The 21034-nt window shown below is 34.9% G+C and carries 20 protein-coding genes and 1 pseudogene; 16 read left to right on the top strand and 5 right to left on the bottom strand.

From position 1 onward, the window contains the following. Positions 1-132 precede the first annotated feature (132 nt). Positions 133-891: a GNAT family N-acetyltransferase gene (locus tag AACU95_RS01185; protein ID WP_004242909.1), complete on the bottom strand. Its 759-nt coding sequence runs from the start codon at positions 889-891 to the stop codon at positions 133-135. Positions 892-1730: 839 nt separating this feature from the next. Here AACU95_RS01185 and leuE point away from each other — a divergent pair. The 5 genes from leuE to yqfB all read left to right on the top strand — a co-directional run bounded on the left by leuE (position 1731) and on the right by yqfB (position 5149). Then, positions 1731-2378, top strand: a complete 648-nt coding sequence (gene leuE / locus AACU95_RS01180) for a leucine efflux protein LeuE (protein WP_004248051.1) — start codon at positions 1731-1733, stop codon at positions 2376-2378. Between the two features lie 104 nt (positions 2379-2482). Next, entirely contained in the window at positions 2483-3100 is a 618-nt protein-coding gene (locus tag AACU95_RS01175) for a pyridoxamine 5'-phosphate oxidase family protein (RefSeq protein ID WP_004242912.1), read from the top strand. 120 nt (positions 3101-3220) lie between these two features. Beyond that, positions 3221-3832 (top strand): DNA-3-methyladenine glycosylase family protein, encoded by a 612-nt coding sequence (locus AACU95_RS01170; RefSeq protein ID WP_004242913.1) that lies wholly within the window; start codon positions 3221-3223, stop codon positions 3830-3832. A 79-nt stretch (positions 3833-3911) separates the two neighbouring features. Further along, positions 3912-4775 (top strand): methylated-DNA--[protein]-cysteine S-methyltransferase, encoded by an 864-nt coding sequence (locus tag AACU95_RS01165; protein WP_004242916.1) that lies wholly within the window; start codon positions 3912-3914, stop codon positions 4773-4775. 44 nt (positions 4776-4819) lie between these two features. Further along, entirely contained in the window at positions 4820-5149 is a 330-nt protein-coding gene (gene yqfB / locus AACU95_RS01160) for a N(4)-acetylcytidine aminohydrolase (RefSeq protein ID WP_004242917.1), read from the top strand. 94 nt (positions 5150-5243) lie between these two features. Here yqfB and AACU95_RS01155 read toward each other — a convergent pair whose 3' ends face one another. Continuing rightward, complete coding sequence (locus AACU95_RS01155) at positions 5244-6986, bottom strand: ABC-F family ATP-binding cassette domain-containing protein (protein WP_087740778.1); 1743 nt, start codon at positions 6984-6986, stop codon at positions 5244-5246. Between the two features lie 472 nt (positions 6987-7458). On the opposite strand from AACU95_RS01155, the gene ddlA reads away from it, so the two are divergent. The 6 genes from ddlA (at position 7459) to AACU95_RS01125 (ending at position 12760) form a co-directional block, all read left to right on the top strand. After that, complete coding sequence (gene ddlA, locus AACU95_RS01150) at positions 7459-8559, top strand: D-alanine--D-alanine ligase (protein ID WP_004242920.1); 1101 nt, start codon at positions 7459-7461, stop codon at positions 8557-8559. A 35-nt stretch (positions 8560-8594) separates the two neighbouring features. Next, positions 8595-8978 carry a VOC family protein gene (locus tag AACU95_RS01145; RefSeq protein WP_012367917.1) on the top strand — a complete coding sequence of 128 codons (384 nt, stop codon included), beginning with the start codon at positions 8595-8597 and terminating at the stop codon, positions 8976-8978. A gap of 257 nt (positions 8979-9235) precedes the next feature. After that, positions 9236-9613, top strand: coding sequence for a lysozyme inhibitor LprI family protein (locus AACU95_RS01140; RefSeq protein ID WP_223293445.1), 378 nt, complete (start codon positions 9236-9238; stop codon positions 9611-9613). Between the two features lie 189 nt (positions 9614-9802). Then, the gene (locus tag AACU95_RS01135) at positions 9803-10324 is read left to right on the top strand and encodes a carbapenem self-resistance protein CarG family protein (RefSeq protein ID WP_049203331.1); all 522 of its coding nucleotides are present in this window, start codon (positions 9803-9805) and stop codon (positions 10322-10324) included. Between the two features lie 216 nt (positions 10325-10540). Continuing rightward, a complete protein-coding gene (locus AACU95_RS01130; RefSeq protein ID WP_004248058.1) occupies positions 10541-11341 on the top strand; it encodes a MetQ/NlpA family ABC transporter substrate-binding protein in 801 nt (266 codons plus the stop codon). A gap of 135 nt (positions 11342-11476) precedes the next feature. After that, positions 11477-12760: a cystathionine gamma-synthase family protein gene (locus AACU95_RS01125; protein WP_004248059.1), complete on the top strand. Its 1284-nt coding sequence runs from the start codon at positions 11477-11479 to the stop codon at positions 12758-12760. 68 nt (positions 12761-12828) lie between these two features. On the opposite strand, the gene AACU95_RS01120 is transcribed toward AACU95_RS01125, so the two are convergent. Next, positions 12829-13374 carry a GNAT family N-acetyltransferase gene (locus AACU95_RS01120; RefSeq protein ID WP_004242934.1) on the bottom strand — a complete coding sequence of 182 codons (546 nt, stop codon included), beginning with the start codon at positions 13372-13374 and terminating at the stop codon, positions 12829-12831. Between the two features lie 196 nt (positions 13375-13570). Here AACU95_RS01120 and AACU95_RS01115 point away from each other — a divergent pair, with 196 nt between their 5' ends. Further along, positions 13571-14416 carry a helix-turn-helix domain-containing protein gene (locus AACU95_RS01115; protein WP_004248060.1) on the top strand — a complete coding sequence of 282 codons (846 nt, stop codon included), beginning with the start codon at positions 13571-13573 and terminating at the stop codon, positions 14414-14416. A gap of 6 nt (positions 14417-14422) precedes the next feature. Here the strand turns inward: AACU95_RS01115 and ydeE are convergent, their stop codons facing one another. After that, positions 14423-15607 (bottom strand): efflux MFS transporter YdeE, encoded by a 1185-nt coding sequence (gene ydeE / locus AACU95_RS01110; protein WP_004242937.1) that lies wholly within the window; start codon positions 15605-15607, stop codon positions 14423-14425. 262 nt (positions 15608-15869) lie between these two features. Here ydeE and accA point away from each other — a divergent pair, with 262 nt between their 5' ends. Together accA and AACU95_RS01100 are read left to right on the top strand one after the other, a co-directional pair. Beyond that, complete coding sequence (gene accA / locus AACU95_RS01105; protein ID WP_017827718.1) at positions 15870-16832, top strand: acetyl-CoA carboxylase carboxyl transferase subunit alpha; 963 nt, start codon at positions 15870-15872, stop codon at positions 16830-16832. A 72-nt stretch (positions 16833-16904) separates the two neighbouring features. Continuing rightward, positions 16905-17792: a LysR family transcriptional regulator gene (locus tag AACU95_RS01100; RefSeq protein ID WP_004242940.1), complete on the top strand. Its 888-nt coding sequence runs from the start codon at positions 16905-16907 to the stop codon at positions 17790-17792. A gap of 3 nt (positions 17793-17795) precedes the next feature. Here AACU95_RS01100 and AACU95_RS01095 read toward each other — a convergent pair whose 3' ends face one another. Next, positions 17796-19298, bottom strand: a complete 1503-nt coding sequence (locus tag AACU95_RS01095; RefSeq protein ID WP_012367924.1) for an MFS transporter — start codon at positions 19296-19298, stop codon at positions 17796-17798. Between the two features lie 154 nt (positions 19299-19452). On the opposite strand from AACU95_RS01095, the gene AACU95_RS01090 reads away from it, so the two are divergent. Then, a complete protein-coding gene (locus AACU95_RS01090) occupies positions 19453-20049 on the top strand; it encodes a TetR/AcrR family transcriptional regulator (protein ID WP_012367925.1) in 597 nt (198 codons plus the stop codon). A 433-nt stretch (positions 20050-20482) separates the two neighbouring features. Next, positions 20483-21034 (top strand): annotated as a pseudogene (locus tag AACU95_RS01085) (hypothetical protein); the annotation flags it as partial.

Genomic DNA, 21034 nt, shown 5'->3' with positions numbered 1-21034 from the left:
TGGAGGGAAAGTAATGGCTTAATGGTGTTATTTTAACATAGATAACATAGCATTAGCATTTGCTTTGTCGTAGGCCTTTTAAAGGTTGAAAGAAGGTTCAATAACTTGATTGAGCCTTCTTAATGTATGCGGTTATTCGTTAATAAAGCTTAAATAGTTAAAAAGTGGCTTAAAACCAAATTTACGATATAGCGCTAGACCATCCGCTGACGCATCTAAGAAACAACGCTCGACACCTTGCTCTCGACAAAACTCTAATACGTGAGTAATTAAATGTGTGGCATAACCATTGCCTTGATAGGCAATATCCGTCCCAATATCGTCAAATCTTGCTAGTTTATCATGTAATGTCAGTGTTAATGATGATACAGGCTGCCCTGCAACTAATAATGCATAATGAAGGATCGTCGCACCATTATCTAACGCTTTTTGGTGATAACGAATATATTCATTAGTTATCGTATCGTCACCAACAGGAAAGGCGGTTTTCAATGGTTGCGCCCACTGTTTAAGATCATGGTTAGTTAAAATAATATCGCACGGGTTATTTTTATAGGGGGGATAAGTCGCATCAGACAATGAGAGATACATAGCGGTTGTCATACCGTCACCCGTATAACCTGCTTTTTTTATTATCTCTTCAAATTCAGGCAACAGAGATTCCGGCAGAACCAGCATGTGACCTTTTTTTTGCGAGGAGAACAGCGTACTTGCTTGTTGGAAAGTATTTTCGCTAGCGCCTTGGCGAAGGTAGATAAAATTAAAAATAGGCGCGTCCATCGGTGTCATAAAGCAGTGGGTATGATCACCAATACGAATATTGTTTTCACATATCTCTGACCAAAACGCTTTTTCTATAATTTTAAACTCTTTATACAGTTGTGCATCCATAATGGTTCTCTAGATAAATCATGATAAGCGATAAGAGGCTAACAGAGGATCCGCTTGTGTAGATTAATTTGGTTCAACTTACTCACCTAATAAAAGTGACAGTGTCACCAATGTGTCTGTTGCTACATGTAAATCTTTTAGCAAATAAGGCATCGGGCTATAATCGATGTTCCATCTTTAGTAGTCGTTGCTGAGCTATTATAGCCTTTTTATCATACGTTTTCCGGTATCACTAAAGTTACCATAAAAAGTCATCTTAGTGGCTTAGCATTTGCTCAGGGTGATGTATATCACTAATTTCAATGTAATATGTGTAAGATTACGTTATCGGTAATCTACAATAGGGATAGATCTACTAAAGAATAATCACTTTGGTAAATCCTTGTGAATATTATACTCACTTTATGTGCTAAAAAATGCAAAATTTATAAAAAATAATTATTTTTCATAAAGATATATGGTTATTTCTATATAAAAAATGGCTTATAACAGTGATTCTCATCACAAAGAGATAAATGGACTATAACATTAACGATACAATAGGTTGTTCTCCCCATAAATAACCAAAAACCCAGTCAATAATTCTTATTAAAATGCTTTATTAAGAATTTTATCTATATAAAAAAAGCAATTTCAGCACCATACTATTACCTGCATTCAAACCAGTCATATAATCCAAATATAAATAAAAAAATGAACCATTAGACTATATTTAAGCTCCAAAACCAGTTTAATTTACTTATTTATCTTTAAATATAAGTTTATTGTTTTACAAAAAAATTAATATCGATATGATAGCCCACATATACAGCATATTATTTTTTAAAAAAAGGCGTCATATGTTAGAAAGTATTGGTATTTCAAATATTTGGACATACCTTTTAGGCGTTATTTTTATTACACTAGTACCAGGTCCAAATTCAATTTTCGTCCTAACTTCGAGTGCGAAGCATGGCGTGAAAGGGGGGTATAAAGCCGCTCTTGGTGTTTTTACGGGTGATGCATTATTAATCTTTTTGGCATTTTTGGGGGTTGCTTCATTAGTCAAGACTTCACCCGTTTTCTTTATTGTGATCAAGTATGCCGGTGCACTTTATTTAACCTATTTAGGTTTAAAAACACTCTATGCGACATTCCATAAGAAAAAAGAGCAGCCGGAACAGGTTGCAGTAGAGGTTGTAAAAGCGAAAAACGGCTTATATATCAAAGCGCTTTTCTTAAGTTTGTTAAATCCAAAAATGATCATCTTTTATGTGTCATTTTTTATTCAATTTATTGATCCTAAATATGAAAATGCAGGGGTTCCCTTTTTTGTATTAGGTGTAATATTAGAAATATGTAGCATGCTTTACTTATCTGTACTTATTTTTGGTGGCGTTGCTATTACTAATAAGGTTAAGCATAACAAACGATTAGCATCATTATCGAATAGTTGCATTGGTGCTGTGTTCTTATTATTTGGTGCCAAACTCGCTTTAACGGCTTAATAGATTGATGAGATTGATGAAAAGGTCACATTTTATGGTGACCTTTTTTTTATACGAAATTTGTATATGATGAAGAATGAGCTAAATGATAACAAGGCCACCTTATGAAAAATACCATTGTAAAAGATCTGAAAACACTGGAAGAGATTTATGGTCAACCTGCCGAACCATCGGTCTTAAAAGAAGTGGATTTTATTCACCCCCTTTATCGCCCTTATATTGAAGCTACACCATTTGTTGCATTAGCCACTTATAGTGCTGATGGTATGGATGTTTCTCCTCGTGGCGATGAGCCCGGTTTTATTCATATTGAAGACGATCATACTTTATTATTACCCGATAGACGTGGTAATAACCGCATTGATAGCATGCGCAATTTGTTAATTAATCCCGCGATTGCTTTATTAGTGCTAGTCCCCGGCATTAATGAAACATTACGAATTAATGGTCATGCGGAAATTTTAATAGATGAAGAAACACTCGCACGCTTTAAATATAACAATGCACTACCTCGCTCAGTCTTGCGCATCCATGTTGAGCGCGTATTTTTCCAATGTGGTAGGGCACTTATTCGTTCAGGTTTGTGGGAAAACAAATATTTAGCTGATAAATCAACTATTCCAGCACCGGGACAAATATTGAAATCCATTTCTCATCAACAATTTGATGGTGATAAATATGATGCACAATTGCCTGAACGTATTATGAAAACATTATATTAATCATATAGTTTGCTCTTTTTATATTAACATTTGCTAAAAAGAGCAAGAAACAGAGTGCATAATGGGGGGAAGTGCACGCTATACTGTTTTAATAAATACCTTAATTAGTAGCGTGATTTTATGTATTTTCAGTATGGTGAAAAAGAGATCTCTTTTTTAAAACAAAAAGATAAGCGTCTAGCCGCGGTGATGGAAAGAATAGGGGAAATTAAACGTCCACTTACCCCTGATTTATTTACCGCATTAATTAAAAATATTATTGAACAGCAAATTTCTGTTGCGGCTGCCACCACGGTTCAGCAACGTTTACTTACCCTATGTGATGGTATTTATACTCCTGTACATATTGCTAGTTTATCAGTGCAAGATATTCAGCAATGTGGAATGACAATGCGTAAAGCCGGTTATATTAAAGGTATCGCAGACTCAGTTATAAATCATACGTTAGATTTAGACCAAATCCCCGCTATGTCTGATAAAGCGGTGATCAATACCCTAATAAAATTAAAAGGTATTGGCATTTGGACCGCTGAAATGTTATTAATTTCATCACTTAATCGTCCTGATATTTTAAGTTGGGGGGATTTAGCTATTCAGCGTGGTATCATGCGTTTATATCGCCATCAAAGCTTAGATAGAACACGCTTTGAACGCTATCGTAAACGTTATTCTCCTTATGGTTCAACGGCTTCACTCTATTTATGGGCATTATCTAAAGAAAGCGCAGACTAAAGAGCAATAATCGGAGTGATCTAAATAGAAGTTTATTGATAATGGACTTCATCCAGCATACATAAATGTAGGAACTAAAATGGAAAAGAGACATTATCAACTTATTGAACAAGCCTGCCGTTTTATTGAAGAAAATCAGGGTGATGTTTCTCTTGCCGACATCGCCGCACATATTCAATCCAGCCCATATTATTTCCATCGACGATTTAAATCTATAATGGGAATTACACCTAAAGAGTATGCGAATGCTTATCGGCACAAACTAATTAAGAAAGCATTAGCTGGCGATAAAACAATTACAGATGCGATATATCAATCAGGCTTTAATGCGAATAGCCGATTTTATGAAAATGCGACAGCCATATTAGGTATGACGCCAACCCATTGGCGCAATGGTGGACAAAATATCGTGATTTTTTTTGCTGTAGGGATCTGCTCATTAGGCCATATCCTTGTAGCTCAAAGTGAAAAGGGCATTTGTGCGATAACACTTGGCGATGATCCTGCGTGTTTATTAGAAGAATTACAAAAACAATTTCCTCAAGCTGAACTTGTTGGTGCAAACCAAGAGTTTGAAAAATTGGTTGCCCAAGTCATTGGTTTTGTTGAACTGCCAACACAACCTTTGGCATTACCACTTGATATTCAAGGAACAGTATTTCAACAAAAAGTTTGGCGGGCATTATTAGATATTCCTTTTGGTTGTACCATGACATATCAAGAAATTGCTCAAAAAATTGGTTCGCCAAAATCTTATCGAGCAGTGGCGAATGCCTGTGCATCAAATAAACTAGCAGTGGCGATCCCTTGCCATCGAGTTATCAGACAAAATGGTGAAATATCTGGATATCGTTGGGGGATTGAGCGCAAAGAAAAATTATTACAAAGAGAAAAATCCCTTCATCATCAGCATGATAGATTGGCTATTAGCAAGAGCGATTAACCGTTATAATAAACATAATATCAATTTATAACAGATGAAATAAAATGGCATCAACAGCGATTGTACCAACAGATATTACATTTTTTGAGCGTTTAATCCCTTCAATTTTAGCCGGTATTAAAGTGATCACAATTAGGGATGAAGCAGAAAGCCACTATAAACCAAACACTATTGTTGATTTATTATCTAATGAACATGGCACTTATTATGGAAAGTTACAAATTATTTCTGTATCACCCTTAAATTTTAATGAGATAAATGAATTTCATGCTCAACAAGAGGGCATGAATTTGCCTACTTTAAAGGCCTTAATTAAAGACATTTATCCTACAACGGAAAATCTTTATTTAATAGAATATAAATTAATACAATAAGTAGTTCTCTCTTATTAGTTAATACCAATAAAAGCGGAGGAGTTCCTACGCTTTGTATTATAACTTAAAATCAATAGGGTAATCGTTAGAAAAATTAAGCTAAATCAAATTGCTGCTTTAAGATCTCTATTTCTGCTTGCCATTGAGCCTGTAATATAGGCTTTTGATGAGCAGATTTTCTTGCTAAATCAGCATTCAATTTATCTTCAAGTGCTATCAATTTCATTAGCAATTCATCTTCATTATGATGTTTTACTATTTCAACAGATGGAGCATGATGGCCATTTTGCTCATTAGAGACCGATGACATATCTTGTTGAGAAATAAGCTGATAAATTGTTTCAATATCATGATGTTCGCTAAGAATACCATTGTGAATATACCAAAAACGATTACAGCTTTTCTCTATCAATTCTCTATCATGGCTGACGAGTAAAATTCCCCCTGAAAATTGTTGAATTTGCTCAGCTAATGCCTGTTTACCTTCCATATCAAGATGGTTTGTTGGTTCATCTAGCATTAATAATGAATATTTTGCCAAACTGAGACCAATAAAAAGTAAACGAGCTCGTTCACCACCACTTAATGACTTTACTTGCTGATTATGGCGAGAATAAACAAAACCTGCATTTATTAATGCCATTTTCCTTTGCTCATCTAATAGCGGTGCAAAGGGCTTTAGTGCATCGGCAAGGGTATCATTATCATTAAGTTGTGCGAGACTTTGATCGTAATAACCTAACTCAACTCTGGGATGCAGCCTGATCACATTTTCTGTTGATGTGGTTGAACCATGAAATGATGACCAAATCATTTTTAATAATGATGACTTACCTGTCCCATTAGCACCAACAATAGCGACTCGATCACCACTTTTGATCCGTTGATTATCGATGGTATATAAAATCGGTGCATCTGGCGCAGGGATCACTGAAAGCTGATGCAGCTCAAGCAATCTATCTGCCCGTAATATTGTTCCTGATAACTGTAACGTCCATTGATTGCCTTCTGTTACATCGACTTGTTCGTCTTTTAAACGAACAATTTGTTTTTCCATTTGTTTGGCTTTACGTGACAAACTTTCGTTATCATACACTTTTCCCCAGATGGCCAATTGCTTCGCACTTTGTGCAATACGATCTATCTCTTTTTGTTGTGCATCACAACGATGTTGCGCACTGATATCTTGTGCTTCTTGCTCTTGTCTTGCCTGAGAGCAGGGCAAGCGAAAAACAGATAGGGTTTTATCACGAATGATCCACGTACAATTGGTCACTTTATCTAACAACCTATTGTCATGTGAAACCAGAATAAAACTTCCTCGCCACTGTGTTAAAAATGTTTCTAACCACAAGATAGTCGGTAGATCTAAGTGGTTACTTGGCTCATCTAATAGCAGTAAGTCTGGTTGCAAAATCAATGCTCTCGCAAGTAATAAACGAGTATGTTGACCACCACTTAATTGTGAGACTAATAGATTGATTTCATTGGTTTTAAATCCCATTTCACTTAATAACAATTCACTACGCCAACTTTCAGATATGCGTAGCTCTTCAGGTAATTTATGAAGAACCGCATCAATGAGACGCATTGACTGTAGCTCACTTGGTAACTGTTGTTCGACATAAGCCATAATGACTTGATTGGCGATAGTAATAGAGCCATCTGTTGGTATTAATTGGTGTGATAAAAGTTTTAATAGTGTACTTTTTCCACAACCGTTGTAGCCAATTAAACCAATTTTCTCACCTTTAGTGAGGGCCAAAGAAATATTACTCAGCAATATACCGTGATTATTATGAAAAGAGAGATTTTGTGTAGATAATAATGTGCTCATAGCTTACTCATTTTTTAAGCATAAAAATGCTTTGGGTAATATCACGCGATAACCCAGTAAGCTGAGGAGAGGTAATAGTTAACGTCGCTCAGGCAGGTTAACGCAGTAAAGAACTGTGAAAGCCTGAGCTATGGCGATTACCAAAGAAGTGTGAGTATTCAATAAGATCACACAACAACATAATTAGCCTCCTTTTAAAATTTATCAGTTAATCGGTAAAGTGAGTTTAGCAAGACAGGTTTATTGATTGCAAGAATGCAATGATGAGAAACCGTGTCTTTTTGTGTGAAAGAGGAGGGAATAGGCGTTGCTGAATTAATATCAAAAATAGTTATTTTTTGCACACTAAATCATAGAATTTCATCATTTTATCGTAAATTTTCCTAGATAAGAACTATCTCCCTACATTGCGTGTTTTTATCATGATATATTGCTATTTATTCGCTATAGCTGTCCTATAAAAGGTTAGAAAATGAGTAAATTAAGAGTCGCTATTATTTTTGGTGGAAAATCAACCGAGCACCAAGTTTCATTACAATCAGCAAAAAATATTATCAATGAATTAGATCGAACGAAATTCGACCTTTGTTTAATTGGGATTAATGAACAAGGGCAATGGCATGAATATGCTGAAGACAATTATTTAATTAATAGCGATAACCCCTCAACTATCTCATTAAGCCAACCTTTGCGTCCAGTGGCTATTATTCCTGGCAGTACCCGTCAGCAATTTATCTCTTTAACTGATGGGCAACCTCTTGCACAAATAGATGTTGTATTTCCTATTGTGCATGGTGCTTATGGTGAAGATGGCACCCTACAAGGACTATTACATATGATTGATATGCCATATGTAGGCCCTAATATCATGAGTTCTGCCGCATGTATGGATAAAGATATCACTAAGCGCTTACTGGATGATGCAGGATTAGCGGTTGCACCATTTATTACACTGATGGCTCACCAATTAAATGATATTTCCTATAATGAAGTTGTTGAACAATTAGGGCTTCCTTTATTTATTAAACCAGCAAATTTAGGTTCTTCTGTTGGTATCAGCAAAGTCAATAATGAAGCCGAGTTTAATGCTGCATTATCCATGGCATTTGAATATGACCTTAAAGTGATTATCGAAAGTGCTATTGTTGGCCGTGAAATAGAGTGTGCCGTTTTAGGTAATGAAGAGCCTGAAGTTAGCCCTTGTGGTGAAATTGTTTTAAATGATGCTTTTTATGCTTATAACACAAAATACATTGATGATGATGGTGCAAAAGTAGTAGTACCTGCTGATTTAGATAATGCGATTAGCTTACATATTCGCCAAACGGCATTGAAAGCTTACCAAGTTTTAAACTGTTTAGGTATGTCGCGCGTTGATGTGTTTTTAACTGAAGATAATCAAGTCATTATCAACGAAATTAATACTTTACCAGGTTTCACTAATATCAGTATGTATCCTAAACTGTGGCAAAGTACGGGATTAGATTATCAATCACTCATCACGAAATTAATTGAATTAGCGCTAGAACATCATAAAAAAACAGCCGTATTAAAAACTAAGTGTGAGCTTTAATCACAATAATACTCTAATAGCGAAGTGAGGTTCAGATGAAAATTACACACCTTGATCATTTAGTATTAACAGTGGCTGATATCGAGGCGAGTTGTCATTTTTATCATAATGTATTAGGTTTTGAGATAATTACCTTTAAACAAGGGCGTAAAGCCCTTGCTTTTGGTCATCAAAAAATCAATCTTCATCAGCTAGGAAAAGAGTTTTTGCCTAAAGCTGCTAAACCAACGGCAGGCTCTGCGGATTTATGTTTTATTACTGAAACGCCATTGTTAGACGTGATAGAGCATATAAAGCAGCAGGGTATCAATATAGAAGAGGGTCCTGTACCAAGAACAGGGGCTACAGGGCCTATTATGTCAGTTTACTTACGTGATCCAGATAATAACTTATTGGAAATTGCTAATATTATTGAATAGATTAACCACATATTCTAAATAAAATATAATAATATTTAGCTAAAAAGCTATAAGTGTTCTTTTTAGCTTAAATATTTTAAATTATTTATATTCAAAAAATGAACCCTCCAAATATGATAGTAATAAATAGACCTATTTGTGGCTATTTTCGCCTGATTAAAATAAAAATTAATAGATATAATTTAATGATATAGCCTTTCTTATTATAATAATGTTAGCATTATTCAATTATTTTTCAGGTAACAATGGATGGTATGATGAAAAAAGTTATTTTTGTAAGTGCAATATCAGGGGGGATCTTATTTTGGTCAATACATTTACAAGCGGATAATTTTGATTGTCGTAATGCGGAAACACAAACAGAAATTAACCAATGTGCATACCAAGATTTTCAACAAAAAGATGAAGAGCTGTCACAAATTTATCAACAATATTATGTGAAATTAGAAACTAAACGACAACAACAGTTACAGCATGCACAGTCAGTTTGGATGACATTTCGTGACCTCTCATGTCAATATGAGGCAGACTATTACCAAGGTGGCAGTTTGGCTCCGATGGTTTACAGTAGCTGCTTAAAAGATAAAACCATAGAAAGAATTAATGATCTGAAAAACTATATTGCCTTATATTAAGACTAAAGAACTTCTTATCTTGAAAATAGGCTACTCATTTTAAAAGTATTGTTTTTTATCAAAATCTATCGTTTTTAGTTATATAAAATTATTATTTTTGTATTATTTTGAAACATTAAATAACTTGACTAATCCCACCTGTAAAGTACTCTAAATTATAAAGTAGCAATTAAAAATAGAAGATATGATATGAATATAATGACGAAATTAGGCGCAACAGTATTGCTTACATCCTTATCCACTATTGCTATTTCTGCAGATATAAAACTAACATACGGTATTAATTTGATTGATTTTAACGGTGATGGTGTAAAAGATATAGTCGTTAAATCTAAGCGTATATTAAATGATGCATCATCAATTAATATGGTCACGGTTTATATAAAAGATGCAGATGAACAAGTTTATATTGTACCTTCAATTTATGATAATGCTCTTAGCTTATTTGATAATAAAGCTGAAAACAGCAATATTAAAATCTCTAATTTCAAATTTATAGAGAAAAAAAATCAAGTGATCTTAGTGAGCGGTGAGAAAATAGGTAATGATATGTTACAATCAACGCCTATACGTTTTTCAAGTTACACTATCACGAAACAAGATAAACAATATAAATGGGCATTTTCTGCATATTGCGTAACCAATTCTACTTATCTTAATGTTGATGATGCTTTTGTTGATCCCTGCATAAATAAATTAATTCGAAATTGATACACGCGTAGGTTGTAAATACGTTGACTTTATTGAATTATTTTTATCTTTAATATCAATTAATTATCTTATTCCCTCTCATATACCTCTCTTTATATAGTACGATCACTTGTATCATTTGGCATTCCTTGTTATTAATCTACACTTAGGATATTTCTTAATCATCAATATGCTGATAATTTTGTGTTTGTCATGTTCCGTTTTTAAGAGGGAGTTATGAAGGAAATTATTACAGGTTTGCTTCTAGCCTCAATAAGCTTATTTTCTGTCTCTTGTTCGCAAGAAGATACAGATGTCGTCAAAGTAGCAATCAATACTGGACCAGACCAAGTCATTTGGGATGAAGTGATCCGTTTAGCTAAACTTACCGAAGGATTAAATGTTGAAGTTATTGCATTTAACGACTATGAACGTCCTAATAAAGCCCTAGAAAATAGAGAAGTAGACGTAAATGTATTTCAATCTATTCCTTATTTACAATCAGAGATAAAAGCCCACAATTACAAATTTCATATTGCCAGCAAAACGTACATTTTCCCGTTAGCCGCGTATTCAAAGAAAATAAGCGATATTAGCGAACTCGAATATGGTGATGTGGTTGCCATTCCTAATGAAGCAAGTATGAAAGGGCGAGCTTTATTATTACTTGCAGAAAATCACCTCATTTCTTTAAAAGAGGGAGTTGGTTTTTTACCTTCCGTTGAAGACATTATTGATAATCCTAATGCCTTGATATTTCATGAAGTTGAAACTCCCATGTTAGTTGAAGCCCTTGATGATCCTGAGGTTACGATGGCGGTTATCAACAATAATTTTTCCTCTCAAATTGGCTTACTTGCTACCCGCGACGGTTTAATTATGGAGAATAAACATTCGCCTTATGCCAATGTTGTTGTTACTCGTATAGATAATATGAATGATGAAAAAATAAAGAAATTAATTACTGTTTTACATTCAAGACAAGTCGAATTAAAGGTGCAAGAAATGTATAAAGGGGACGCGGTTAAGGCGTGGTAGAACATATTTCAGGTTAAAAAACAAACAGTTCAATATAACTATGAGTTTCTATACCTAATAAAACAATCTAACAATATGAAGTTTTTTCAGTATGATGATAGAAACTTTATAATTCATAAATAGTAGAAATAAAAAATGTCTAGTTCTCAACTGAAAAAACAATATATTGGCGAACATCAATTATCTCCAGAAACGTTAATGATGAGCTATGGATACGATCCATTGTTATCGGAAGGCTCTGTCAAACCTCCTGTATTTTTAACATCGACATTTATTTTTAAAAGTGCAGAAGAAGGGAAAAATTTTTTTGATACGGTAAGTGGAAGAAAACCCCTTCCAGAAGGAGAAAAAGCGGGTTTAGTCTATTCTCGTTTTAACCAACCTAATAGTGAGATCGTTGAGGATAGATTAGCAGTTTATGAAAACACAGCATCATGTGTCCTCTTTTCATCGGGAATGTCAGCTATTACAACGACATTAATGGCTTTTACACAACCTGGCGATGTTATTTTACATTCTCAACCACTTTATGGTGGAACAGAAACATTAATAGCCAAAACATTCGCTAAGTTCGGTATTCAAGCAACACCATTTACAGATGGTTTAAATTTAGCACATATCCAATCGCAAGCTGAAATGGCTAGCCAAAAAGGGAGAGTTGCGGTGATATTTGCCGAAACTCCCGCCAATCCAACTAATTCACTGGTTGATATTCAAGCGTTAAAAATCGTTGCGGATAAATTAGAAACAAGCCAAGGCTATCGACCTATTATTATTTGCGATAACACCTTATTAGGACCTGTTTATCAACATCCTATAGAGCAAGGCGCTGATATTTCACTCTATTCATTAACAAAATATGTGGGTGGACATTCTGATTTAGTCGCCGGTGCTGCAATGGGATCACGCGAGCTTATTAATCAAGTTCGCCTATTAAGAGGTGCAATAGGGACACAACTTGATGCGCATTCTTGCTGGATGTTAGGCCGCTCTTTAGAAACATTGCAAATTCGCATGGAAAAAGCCAATCAAAATGCGCTATTAGTTGCACAATTTCTACGTGACCATGAAAAAGTTAAAGTGATCCACTATTTACCTTTTGTAGATGAAAATAGTATTGAAGGTCAAGTATTTGCTAGACAATGCACAGGCGCAGGATCAACATTCTCCTTTGATATTGTTGGTGGTGAAGCAGAAGCTTTTCGTTTTCTCAATGCGATGAAAATATTTAAATTAGCGGTGAGTTTGGGAGGAACCGAGTCATTGGCATGTCATCCTGGCTCTACCACACATTCAGGTGTTCCTATGGAATTACGTCACAATATAGGTATTCAAGAAACAACCATTCGTTTATCTATTGGTATTGAAAATCCTTATGATCTTATTGCTGACTTATCTCAAGCATTAGATCATGTTTAATGGATAAACAATAGCAAAACAGCGGATTATAAGATTTATAATCCGTTGTTTTTTTGCTTTGCTGTTTTTTATTGTTGTTTTTGCCATTCACTTTTGGTTAAACGACAAATAACTTCTGTTCTTATTTCGTCTAAATACTCCACATACTGATCTTTAATTATGTGATGATATTTAAATCCACACTTTTCTTGTACTCGCTTCGAGTTTACATTGTCTGCAAAATAACCACACCATAGATTATCTAATTGTAGAGTCTCAAAGCTATGACAAATAAGCGCTTTCACTGCTTCAGGAATAAGTCCTTTCCCCCAAAAAGGAGTACCAATCCAATAAGAAATTTCGGCATCATTATCCCCTATAGGGAAATTGCTCTCATGGCAAAAAGATAAGCCAATTAAACCAATCGCTTTATCATCATCGAGCAATGTGACAGCATAAACTTCATCACGCATAAATATAGTCTGGATAATTTCGGTACTTTCAGCAACACTTTTATGTGCTGGCCAGCCAGCGATAGGGCCTACTCGCTTATCCCTCGCATAATAATAGAGGCTCTCTGCATCTGATATTCGCCATGGACGTAATAATAATCGTTCTGTTTGTAATTTTTTCATACAATTTAGCTCTGTTATAACGTATGTTTCATTATGTTAGGATGATCGTATTTTAAAGAGAGCCAATATAAAACTGAATGGATTAATTAAGGTGTTATCGGTACTTTTGACAACTAAATCCATTAATGCTCTTGTGATTAACATTGAGATCATTAAAAATAAAAACAGTAGCAATATGCAATAGAGTGAATAATTTATGTTTAGTCAATCATTATTAAAGTTAAATATCCCTTCGGAGTATGCCGTTATTGGTGAAAGCGATATGCATAATGAATTAGGCTATCCATTAGCATTATCTTATGTTGTGGTTATTATTTGTTTAGATGGCAGGGCTGTTATTAATATAGATTTTCAAACAAAAACCATTAAAGCGAATGATATAGTGATACTCGGTGATGATAGAATGGTCACATTGCAACGTAAATCAGCTAATTTTCGTATTTTTTATTGTTTTCTTAAGAAATCTTTTGCCTCTGAGATCGCTTATGCACTTTCAAATAGTTTGTTTACATTTTTGCATGAAAACCCCATTTGTCGCCCTTCAACGGCTCACTTAAACGCCATAAACAATTGGGTGGAACAATTAAAATATATAGATAAAAGTTATACTGATCATAGAAAGTTAATGTTGAGAGGGCAGTTACAAAATCTTTTTTTTGCGATAACAGAATTAATACCATCTCATTATTCCTTATCTAAAAAAGAATTCAGCCGTAAAGAGCACTTATGTTGGCAATTTTGGGAGTTAGTTATAAAACATAGCCACCAGCACAGAGACGTTGCCTATTATGCAAATCGCCTTAGCATCACACCGTTTTATCTATCACAGCTCACTAAACAATATTTTAATGATGTTCCTAAGACGCTGATTAATAGGCAAGTAATTCTTAAAATAAAAGCGTTATTGACGCACACTACGCTATCAGTAAATGAGATCGCCATAAAACTCCATTTTGACGATCCCTCATATCTATGCCGTTATTTTAAGCGCGAGACTGATTGTTCCTTATCTGGATATCGCCAACAATATCAACGGCAATAAAATATATTAAGCAGCTATTCTTTTTTCACTGTAGTTCATACCTTGCAGCATACAAAGCCAAGCTAGTACTGCGATCCCCATTAAAATAGCGAATAACGAAATAGGGGGCAAGGTTGTCAGGATATAACCACTAGCAAGTGGATTTAATGCAGCACCTAACCAACCTAAAGATTGTGCAGAGAAATAACTTGCTTTCATTCCTAACGGCGCAATATTATCGATCATCATATACTCACCAGGTGCATAAATCAGTTCACCAAAGGTAAATATTGCTATCGCCATTGCCCAGAAAATTAAATTATCACCCGCCAGCATAAAGCCCGCTAATCCTAAGATAAAAAAGAGTGTGCCTAAGGTCATTAATTTACGTAGTCTTTCAGCAACCACTTGTTTACCGACGATATATTGTAATGAGACGACAATGGCCGCATTGACGGGGAGGATCACCGCAATAGCAGATTCAGCCAATTTAGCATCATAAACAACTAAAAGGTATTGCGAAATACACGAAGCAAATGTACCAAAAGTTAATGTGCCAAAAAAAGTTGAAAGCACAAACCAGCCTAATGCTTTATCTTTTAGCATTATTTTCGGATCCCACTTTACACTATTTTCTTCTGTGGAATGGTCTACCACTGAACGTTGCACAAAACATTGGATCATAAATAAAGGAATACTGGCGGATATTGCCGCTAACCAAAAAGGTAATTGAGTACCATACATTAATAATAATGTGCCAATAGGTGGGCCAACCGTCCATCCGATATTAATAAAAGTATAGTTTAGTGAAAATATTTTAGGCTTTGCTGATATTGATAAAGTTTCAGAAAAATAAGCTTTCAATACCGTAGAAAAGACTAAATAGGAACAGTTAATAATTGAGAAAAAGATAACCACTAAAATAGTACTATTGACCATTGGGATAGCAGAAAATGCGATAATAAAGGTAATAATAGAAAAAACCATATAACGTTTTTTTTCAAATTTATCTGCCAGCATACCAAAGGCAAGGCTAAATACTATCCCCGTAGTCAGTGAAATAGACATTGCGATACCAATATCATCAACAGGCAATTTATATTGTCGTGATAAGTATATCGCCATAAAAGGCAGTGTTGCACCTCTTCCTATAGTCAGAATAAGTGATGAAAAGAGTAGTGCAGTTGTAGAACGAGATTTTTTTGAGAACATATTATCATTTTAATTATTTGTATTAATGGATTATTGTTGTGTTTGGTAATTTTCTGGTGAAAACTGTCCAGCTGTATATTTATACATAACTTATAAATAACTGTATAGAGATAAAAGCTAGAAAATAAATTTTTTTAACCACTACCTATTTTATTATCCCATTTTTGATAACACTGTTTATCAAAAATATCTCTATAACAATAAGTTAGTTTTCTCTAGACTAGATAGTTTGATATAACCCGATTTAGCTAAGAGGCAAATTATGTCTATTATTCATCTTGAATTTGAAAAGCCTATTGTTGAATTAGACGAGAAAATAGATGCATTACTTGCATTCAAACAGTCTCAAGATGAAACAACGGCAGTTGATATAGACGAAGAAATCGCCAAACTTCGCCAAAAAAGCCTTTCATTAACACGCTCTATATTTTCTGATTTAGGGGATTGGGAGATAGTACAGTTAGCACGTCATCCTATGCGCCCTTATACATTAGATTATATCAAAGCTATTTTTACTGATTTCCAAGAGTTGGCCGGCGATCGTGCTTATGCTGATGATAAAGCGATTGTTGCAGGGTTAGCGCGTTTAGATAGAAAACCAGTGATGATTATCGGTCAACAAAAAGGGCGAGACACTAAAGAGAAAGTAAAAAGAAACTTTGGTATGCCATCACCAGAAGGTTATCGGAAAGCATTACGTCTGATGAAAATGGCTGAACGCTTCCATTTACCAGTGATTATTTTTATTGACTCCGCGGGTGCTTATCCGGGGGTTGGTGCTGAAGAGCGGGGGCAATCAGAAGCCATAGCACGAAATATTCTTGAAATGTCCCGATTAAAAACACCGATAATTTGTACAATAACAGGGGAAGGTTTTTCTGGTGGTGCATTAGCAATAGGTGTGGGGGATCGAGTAAATATGTTGCAATATAGTACTTATGCTGCCATATCGCCCGAAGGCTGTGCCTCTATTTTATGGAAAAATGCTGATAAAGCACCTATTGCCGCCCAAACCATGGGAATGACGGCACCTAAATTACAGGCATTGGGTATTATAGACTCAATTATTCCTGAACCATTGGGAGGCGCACATCGCCACTACCAGCAAGCGGCTGAATTTGTAAAAAAACAGCTTCTCGCAGATTTAACAGAATTGAATAGTTATTCTAAAGAAAAACTGCTTGAAAAACGTTATCAAAAATTAATGTCCTATGGTTATTGTTAATTCTTTTCAAGTGAGAGAGCAATCAATGTTACACTGCCTATATTCAATACTCCCCATATAGGCAGTATTTTTATGTCAATTGACCTTAATTTATTACGTATTTTTTCTGCGGTTGCAGAGCAAGCACAGTTTGCCAGTGCTGCACGATCGCTTTCTATGCCAACATCTAATGTCAGCAGGGCAATAAAACAGCTAGAACAACAGCTTAACTGCCGATTAATTGATAGAACCACGCGAAAAATGCGTTTAACTGAGCAAGGGAAAATCTTGTATCAGCAAGCCAAAAAGACCTTATATGAATTAGATAATGTTGTAGAACATATAACGAGTGATGGCCCATTAACAGGAACCTTTAGACTTACGATACCCAGTGAATATGGTAGTGAGTTACTTGCCGATATTTTAGCGGATTTTGCTGCACTTCATCCTAACTTAACCATTCAATGTGATACGCAGCTAATGCCAAGAAATGTTATAGAAGATGATATTGATTTACTTCTAACATTTCATCGTGGCCAATTAGCCGATAGTAGCTACCATTCACGTCTCATAAAGTCGTGGCGTAGTATTGTTGTTGCCTCAGAGAGCTTATTAGCAAAAACGGGTATCCCTACAGATATTGAACAACTAAGCCAATTACCTTGTATTTCCAGTTTAAGTGCATTAGAAGGGCAACCGTGGATCTTTATTGATAAAGAGCAGAACCCTGTAAAAGTGACAATTAATAGCTGTTATCGTGTAAATAGTGCTATCTTAGCCAAAGCTGCCGTATTAAAAGGTTTAGGTTTTGCTATTTTAGCTGAACATTGTTGCCTTGATGCGATAAAGGCAGGCAAATTGCGAGCTATTTCTTTTCCTCAACAGCCCGCATCAATTAGTTTAGTCGCGATATATGCAAGTCGTCGTTCGCTTTCACGTAATATTGAACATTTTCTTGCATTTTTAACTCAGCGTTTATAATAATTAATCCGCTATCTGCTGAGAAAGTGCACCTTGTTTCTCTTTGCAAGGAAAAAGCATAATAAACAGAGTAATAAAACAGGAAAGTCCTGCGGTTAGCATGGCATAGGCAAATCCTGAATTAAATGCTTCAGGTAATAGGGCAACCAACTGATTATCTAGGGAAGCGGTTTTATTTTCTGTTACTAACGTAATAATATTAATCGGTTCTGCCACTATTCCTAATGCTTGACTTTGTATCATCATATAATTAATTGCTTGCTGTATCATTAATGTACCTAATAACGCAATTCCCATTGTCATACCGGTTTGTCTTAATGCATTCATGGTTGCAGACGCCATGCCCGAGCGGGACGGTGCTACACTTTTCATCACTAAAACCCCTATTGCGGGTGTCGCTAATCCCATTCCTGCACCTAAGATAAATAAATAGCTTCCTGTTATTGTGTAAGAGCTATTTGTTGCTAATGTTGCCAATAAACAAGAAGATATTGCAATCAACAAAAAGCCAAAGATCATTAATTTTCTGACAGATATATAACGAGAGAACCGTCCAAATAACATAGAAAAAAGAGCCATGGCGATAAACTCAGGAGCCATTCTTAAACCTGTTTCTAATGCACTCCAGCCTTGTGCTTTTTGTAGGAAAAAAGCGATAAAAAAGACATTACTATAAGTGGCAAATCCCAAAGTAAAAGAGGAAAGGTTATATTGGAAAAACGAGCGATCTTTAAATAACGATAGCGGTAATAACGGGCGTTCAATACGTTTTTCGACTATAACAAACAGGGTAATAAAAATCAGACCGACAATTAATGCGAATACAGTACGATAATCAGACCAACCTACAGAGCCAGCTTCAATAAAACCATAGGTTAGTAAACCTAATCCCAAGATACTGGTTAATTGTCCTAGGGGATCTAACGCAACATCCTCAGGATCGGCACTTTCACTTAATCCATACCAGCCTAGTAATACTGTAATAGCACCAATAGGAATATTAATAAGAAATATACTTGCCCAACCACTGGCATGAACTAATGCACCACCAAGGATAGGGCCAATAATCAGTGATAATGCACTAACCGAAGACCAAATACCAATAATACGGATACGTTCAATATCAACAGGAAAGGCATGTGTAATAAGTGATAATGCGCCAGGAATAAGGGCTGCAGCTGCAATACCTTGAATAATACGCCCAAGGATTAATATTTCATGTTGTTGTGCAATAGCACAGATAAGGGAGCCTAGAGTGAAAATAATCACCCCCCAGAGCCACACTTTTTTTCGTCCGAAACGATCACTTAATGGCCCGGAAGACAAAATACAAGCTGATAGACATAGTGCATAAGCATCCACAATCCACTGTAATGTAGCCATATTGGCATTAATATCATTCTGAATAGTAGGTAGAGCAACATTGACGATACTAATATCAAGAGTGGCCATAAATGTGCCTAAACAGATAGCACAAATAAGTGACAACCGTTTTGTATAACTCATAAGTTTTATTACCTTTATGGTGAAATAATAGTAGTATCATAATATCCGACTGACCGTCGGTCAATCAATTGATGATAATAAGTTTCATTTACGGTTATTGTGGCTATTCTCAATATGGAGTACCCTTTAACAGCCACTTAGAGGGAGATGAGCAATGTCATTAGAAGAAAAAAATATCGATAAACCAAGAACAAAGCCAGCCGAAGTTCGTTTAGAAGAGTTAATGAACGCCGCAGAAACACTATTTCTTGAAAAAGGATTTGATGCCACAACCGTCAGCGATATTGTAAAACAAGCGGGGGTCGCTAAAGGAACGTATTATCACTATTTTACGGCAAAAACAGATATTCTCGACGCACTGCGAACTCGATATATGGATTGGTATATTGATAAAGTTGAGCAAGCAATGGCAAGCTGCCAAATTCAAGATTTTCGCGCTAAATTAAAACAGTGGTGTGAAACTAGCGTTATTGCTTATGTTGAAAAACAAGAATTACACGATATGCTTTTTCATCAAGTCTTTCATCAAAGCGGTAATATTCATGAAAATAGAGCGCTACAGCAGTTACAAAAGATATTAATGGGGGGGACAGAGAATAAAACGTGGCAAGTCCTACAGCCTGAATTAACCTGCACGCTTATTTATCATGGTATGCATGCTGCCGTTGATAATTTAGAACACAGTACGGAATACACATCACAAACATTAGGTGCGCTATTATATCGACAATTTACACAATTATTAAGTTAACCAGACTATTAAATAATGAATATTCGGGTTGTTGATATAAAATAAGCGTGACACTGTCACAAAAAAGAAAATTGGGCGCGATTAACAACCGAAATCATTTGTGGTGTTTCTAATATTGTTGCATCACTTTTATACGGTTGTCTGTTTCTTAGCAACATAACCATAAGGTAGGACTTCAAAAGAGCAACATGATAATTTCATCAAAAATGAAAGGGGATTATGATTGACTCGTGGTTGGTAACATACAACAACAGAATGTTAAATTTCAAACAAAAAAACATGTATTAATCTTTATATATTTAAATACCACATGAAATTAATATTACCTATATTTTTAATATAATGATGTAATTAAAAGATAAAATAAAATATTTTCCCAATATAAATAAAGAGAAGCATTTCAATTAATATGTAATTATCATTAAGGTGTTATATGAGTAAATTAACAATTGGTGGAGTAAATATATCAACTTCGCAAATAAACAAATTATCACACGCATCTAAAGCTAGAGATGCAATGTCTATTTGGGAAAAAATAAAAGACTGGTTTAATCATGGTCAAAAAGAACATGTGCTTAACTTACTTTATCATACCTATTTCAATCCTAAAAATTCAATATTTGATAAGGTTGATAGCTTTGCAGAATTATATTCTATGACAGGGGCGCAATATAAAGATAATTTTCATTTATATTTAAAAGATGGTTATGATTTAAAAATGAAATTTGTTATAAAAAACGTTTATAATGGTGAGGTATCATTAGATAATTTAATTAAAGACATGATAGATCGGATACATAATAAAAATCCAAGTATAAAAGAAGATATAGAAAATATAAGAAGTTATATAAAAAAAAGACTGCATGAAATTCCTAATGAAGCCAATTATGATATTAATCAATACAATGTCTATTTATCCCAGATAAAAAACGACTTACTACCAAATAATTATTTTAACGTAGAGCGTTATTTGGATGGTGTAACA

The sequence above is a fragment of the Proteus sp. G4415 genome, from assembly GCF_963896075.1.
Taxonomy (GTDB): Bacteria; Pseudomonadota; Gammaproteobacteria; order Enterobacterales; family Enterobacteriaceae; genus Proteus; species Proteus mirabilis.
The sequence above is the reverse complement of the archived record's forward strand: the minus strand, read 5'-3'. Positions and strand labels throughout refer to the sequence as shown.

Excerpts from the sequence above, each read along its gene's own strand:
- AACU95_RS01145 (WP_012367917.1), top strand. The coding sequence starts at position 8,595 with ATGAAAATTACACACCTTGATCATTTAGTATTAACAGTGGCTGATATC.
- ddlA (WP_004242920.1), top strand. The coding sequence starts at position 7,459 with ATGAGTAAATTAAGAGTCGCTATTATTTTTGGTGGAAAATCAACCGAG.
- AACU95_RS01135 (WP_049203331.1), top strand. The coding sequence starts at position 9,803 with ATGAATATAATGACGAAATTAGGCGCAACAGTATTGCTTACATCCTTA.
- AACU95_RS01170 (WP_004242913.1), top strand. The coding sequence starts at position 3,221 with ATGTATTTTCAGTATGGTGAAAAAGAGATCTCTTTTTTAAAACAAAAA.
- AACU95_RS01090 (WP_012367925.1), top strand. The coding sequence starts at position 19,453 with ATGTCATTAGAAGAAAAAAATATCGATAAACCAAGAACAAAGCCAGCC.
- AACU95_RS01095 (WP_012367924.1), bottom strand. The coding sequence starts at position 19,298 with ATGAGTTATACAAAACGGTTGTCACTTATTTGTGCTATCTGTTTAGGC.
- AACU95_RS01165 (WP_004242916.1), top strand. The coding sequence starts at position 3,912 with ATGGAAAAGAGACATTATCAACTTATTGAACAAGCCTGCCGTTTTATT.
- accA (WP_017827718.1), top strand. The coding sequence starts at position 15,870 with ATGTCTATTATTCATCTTGAATTTGAAAAGCCTATTGTTGAATTAGAC.
- AACU95_RS01155 (WP_087740778.1), bottom strand. The coding sequence starts at position 6,986 with ATGAGCACATTATTATCTACACAAAATCTCTCTTTTCATAATAATCAC.
- AACU95_RS01125 (WP_004248059.1), top strand. The coding sequence starts at position 11,477 with ATGTCTAGTTCTCAACTGAAAAAACAATATATTGGCGAACATCAATTA.
- AACU95_RS01100 (WP_004242940.1), top strand. The coding sequence starts at position 16,905 with ATGTCAATTGACCTTAATTTATTACGTATTTTTTCTGCGGTTGCAGAG.
- yqfB (WP_004242917.1), top strand. The coding sequence starts at position 4,820 with ATGGCATCAACAGCGATTGTACCAACAGATATTACATTTTTTGAGCGT.
- AACU95_RS01140 (WP_223293445.1), top strand. The coding sequence starts at position 9,236 with ATGAAAAAAGTTATTTTTGTAAGTGCAATATCAGGGGGGATCTTATTT.
- AACU95_RS01130 (WP_004248058.1), top strand. The coding sequence starts at position 10,541 with ATGAAGGAAATTATTACAGGTTTGCTTCTAGCCTCAATAAGCTTATTT.
- ydeE (WP_004242937.1), bottom strand. The coding sequence starts at position 15,607 with ATGTTCTCAAAAAAATCTCGTTCTACAACTGCACTACTCTTTTCATCA.
- AACU95_RS01185 (WP_004242909.1), bottom strand. The coding sequence starts at position 891 with ATGGATGCACAACTGTATAAAGAGTTTAAAATTATAGAAAAAGCGTTT.
- AACU95_RS01120 (WP_004242934.1), bottom strand. The coding sequence starts at position 13,374 with ATGAAAAAATTACAAACAGAACGATTATTATTACGTCCATGGCGAATA.
- AACU95_RS01115 (WP_004248060.1), top strand. The coding sequence starts at position 13,571 with ATGTTTAGTCAATCATTATTAAAGTTAAATATCCCTTCGGAGTATGCC.
- AACU95_RS01175 (WP_004242912.1), top strand. The coding sequence starts at position 2,483 with ATGAAAAATACCATTGTAAAAGATCTGAAAACACTGGAAGAGATTTAT.
- leuE (WP_004248051.1), top strand. The coding sequence starts at position 1,731 with ATGTTAGAAAGTATTGGTATTTCAAATATTTGGACATACCTTTTAGGC.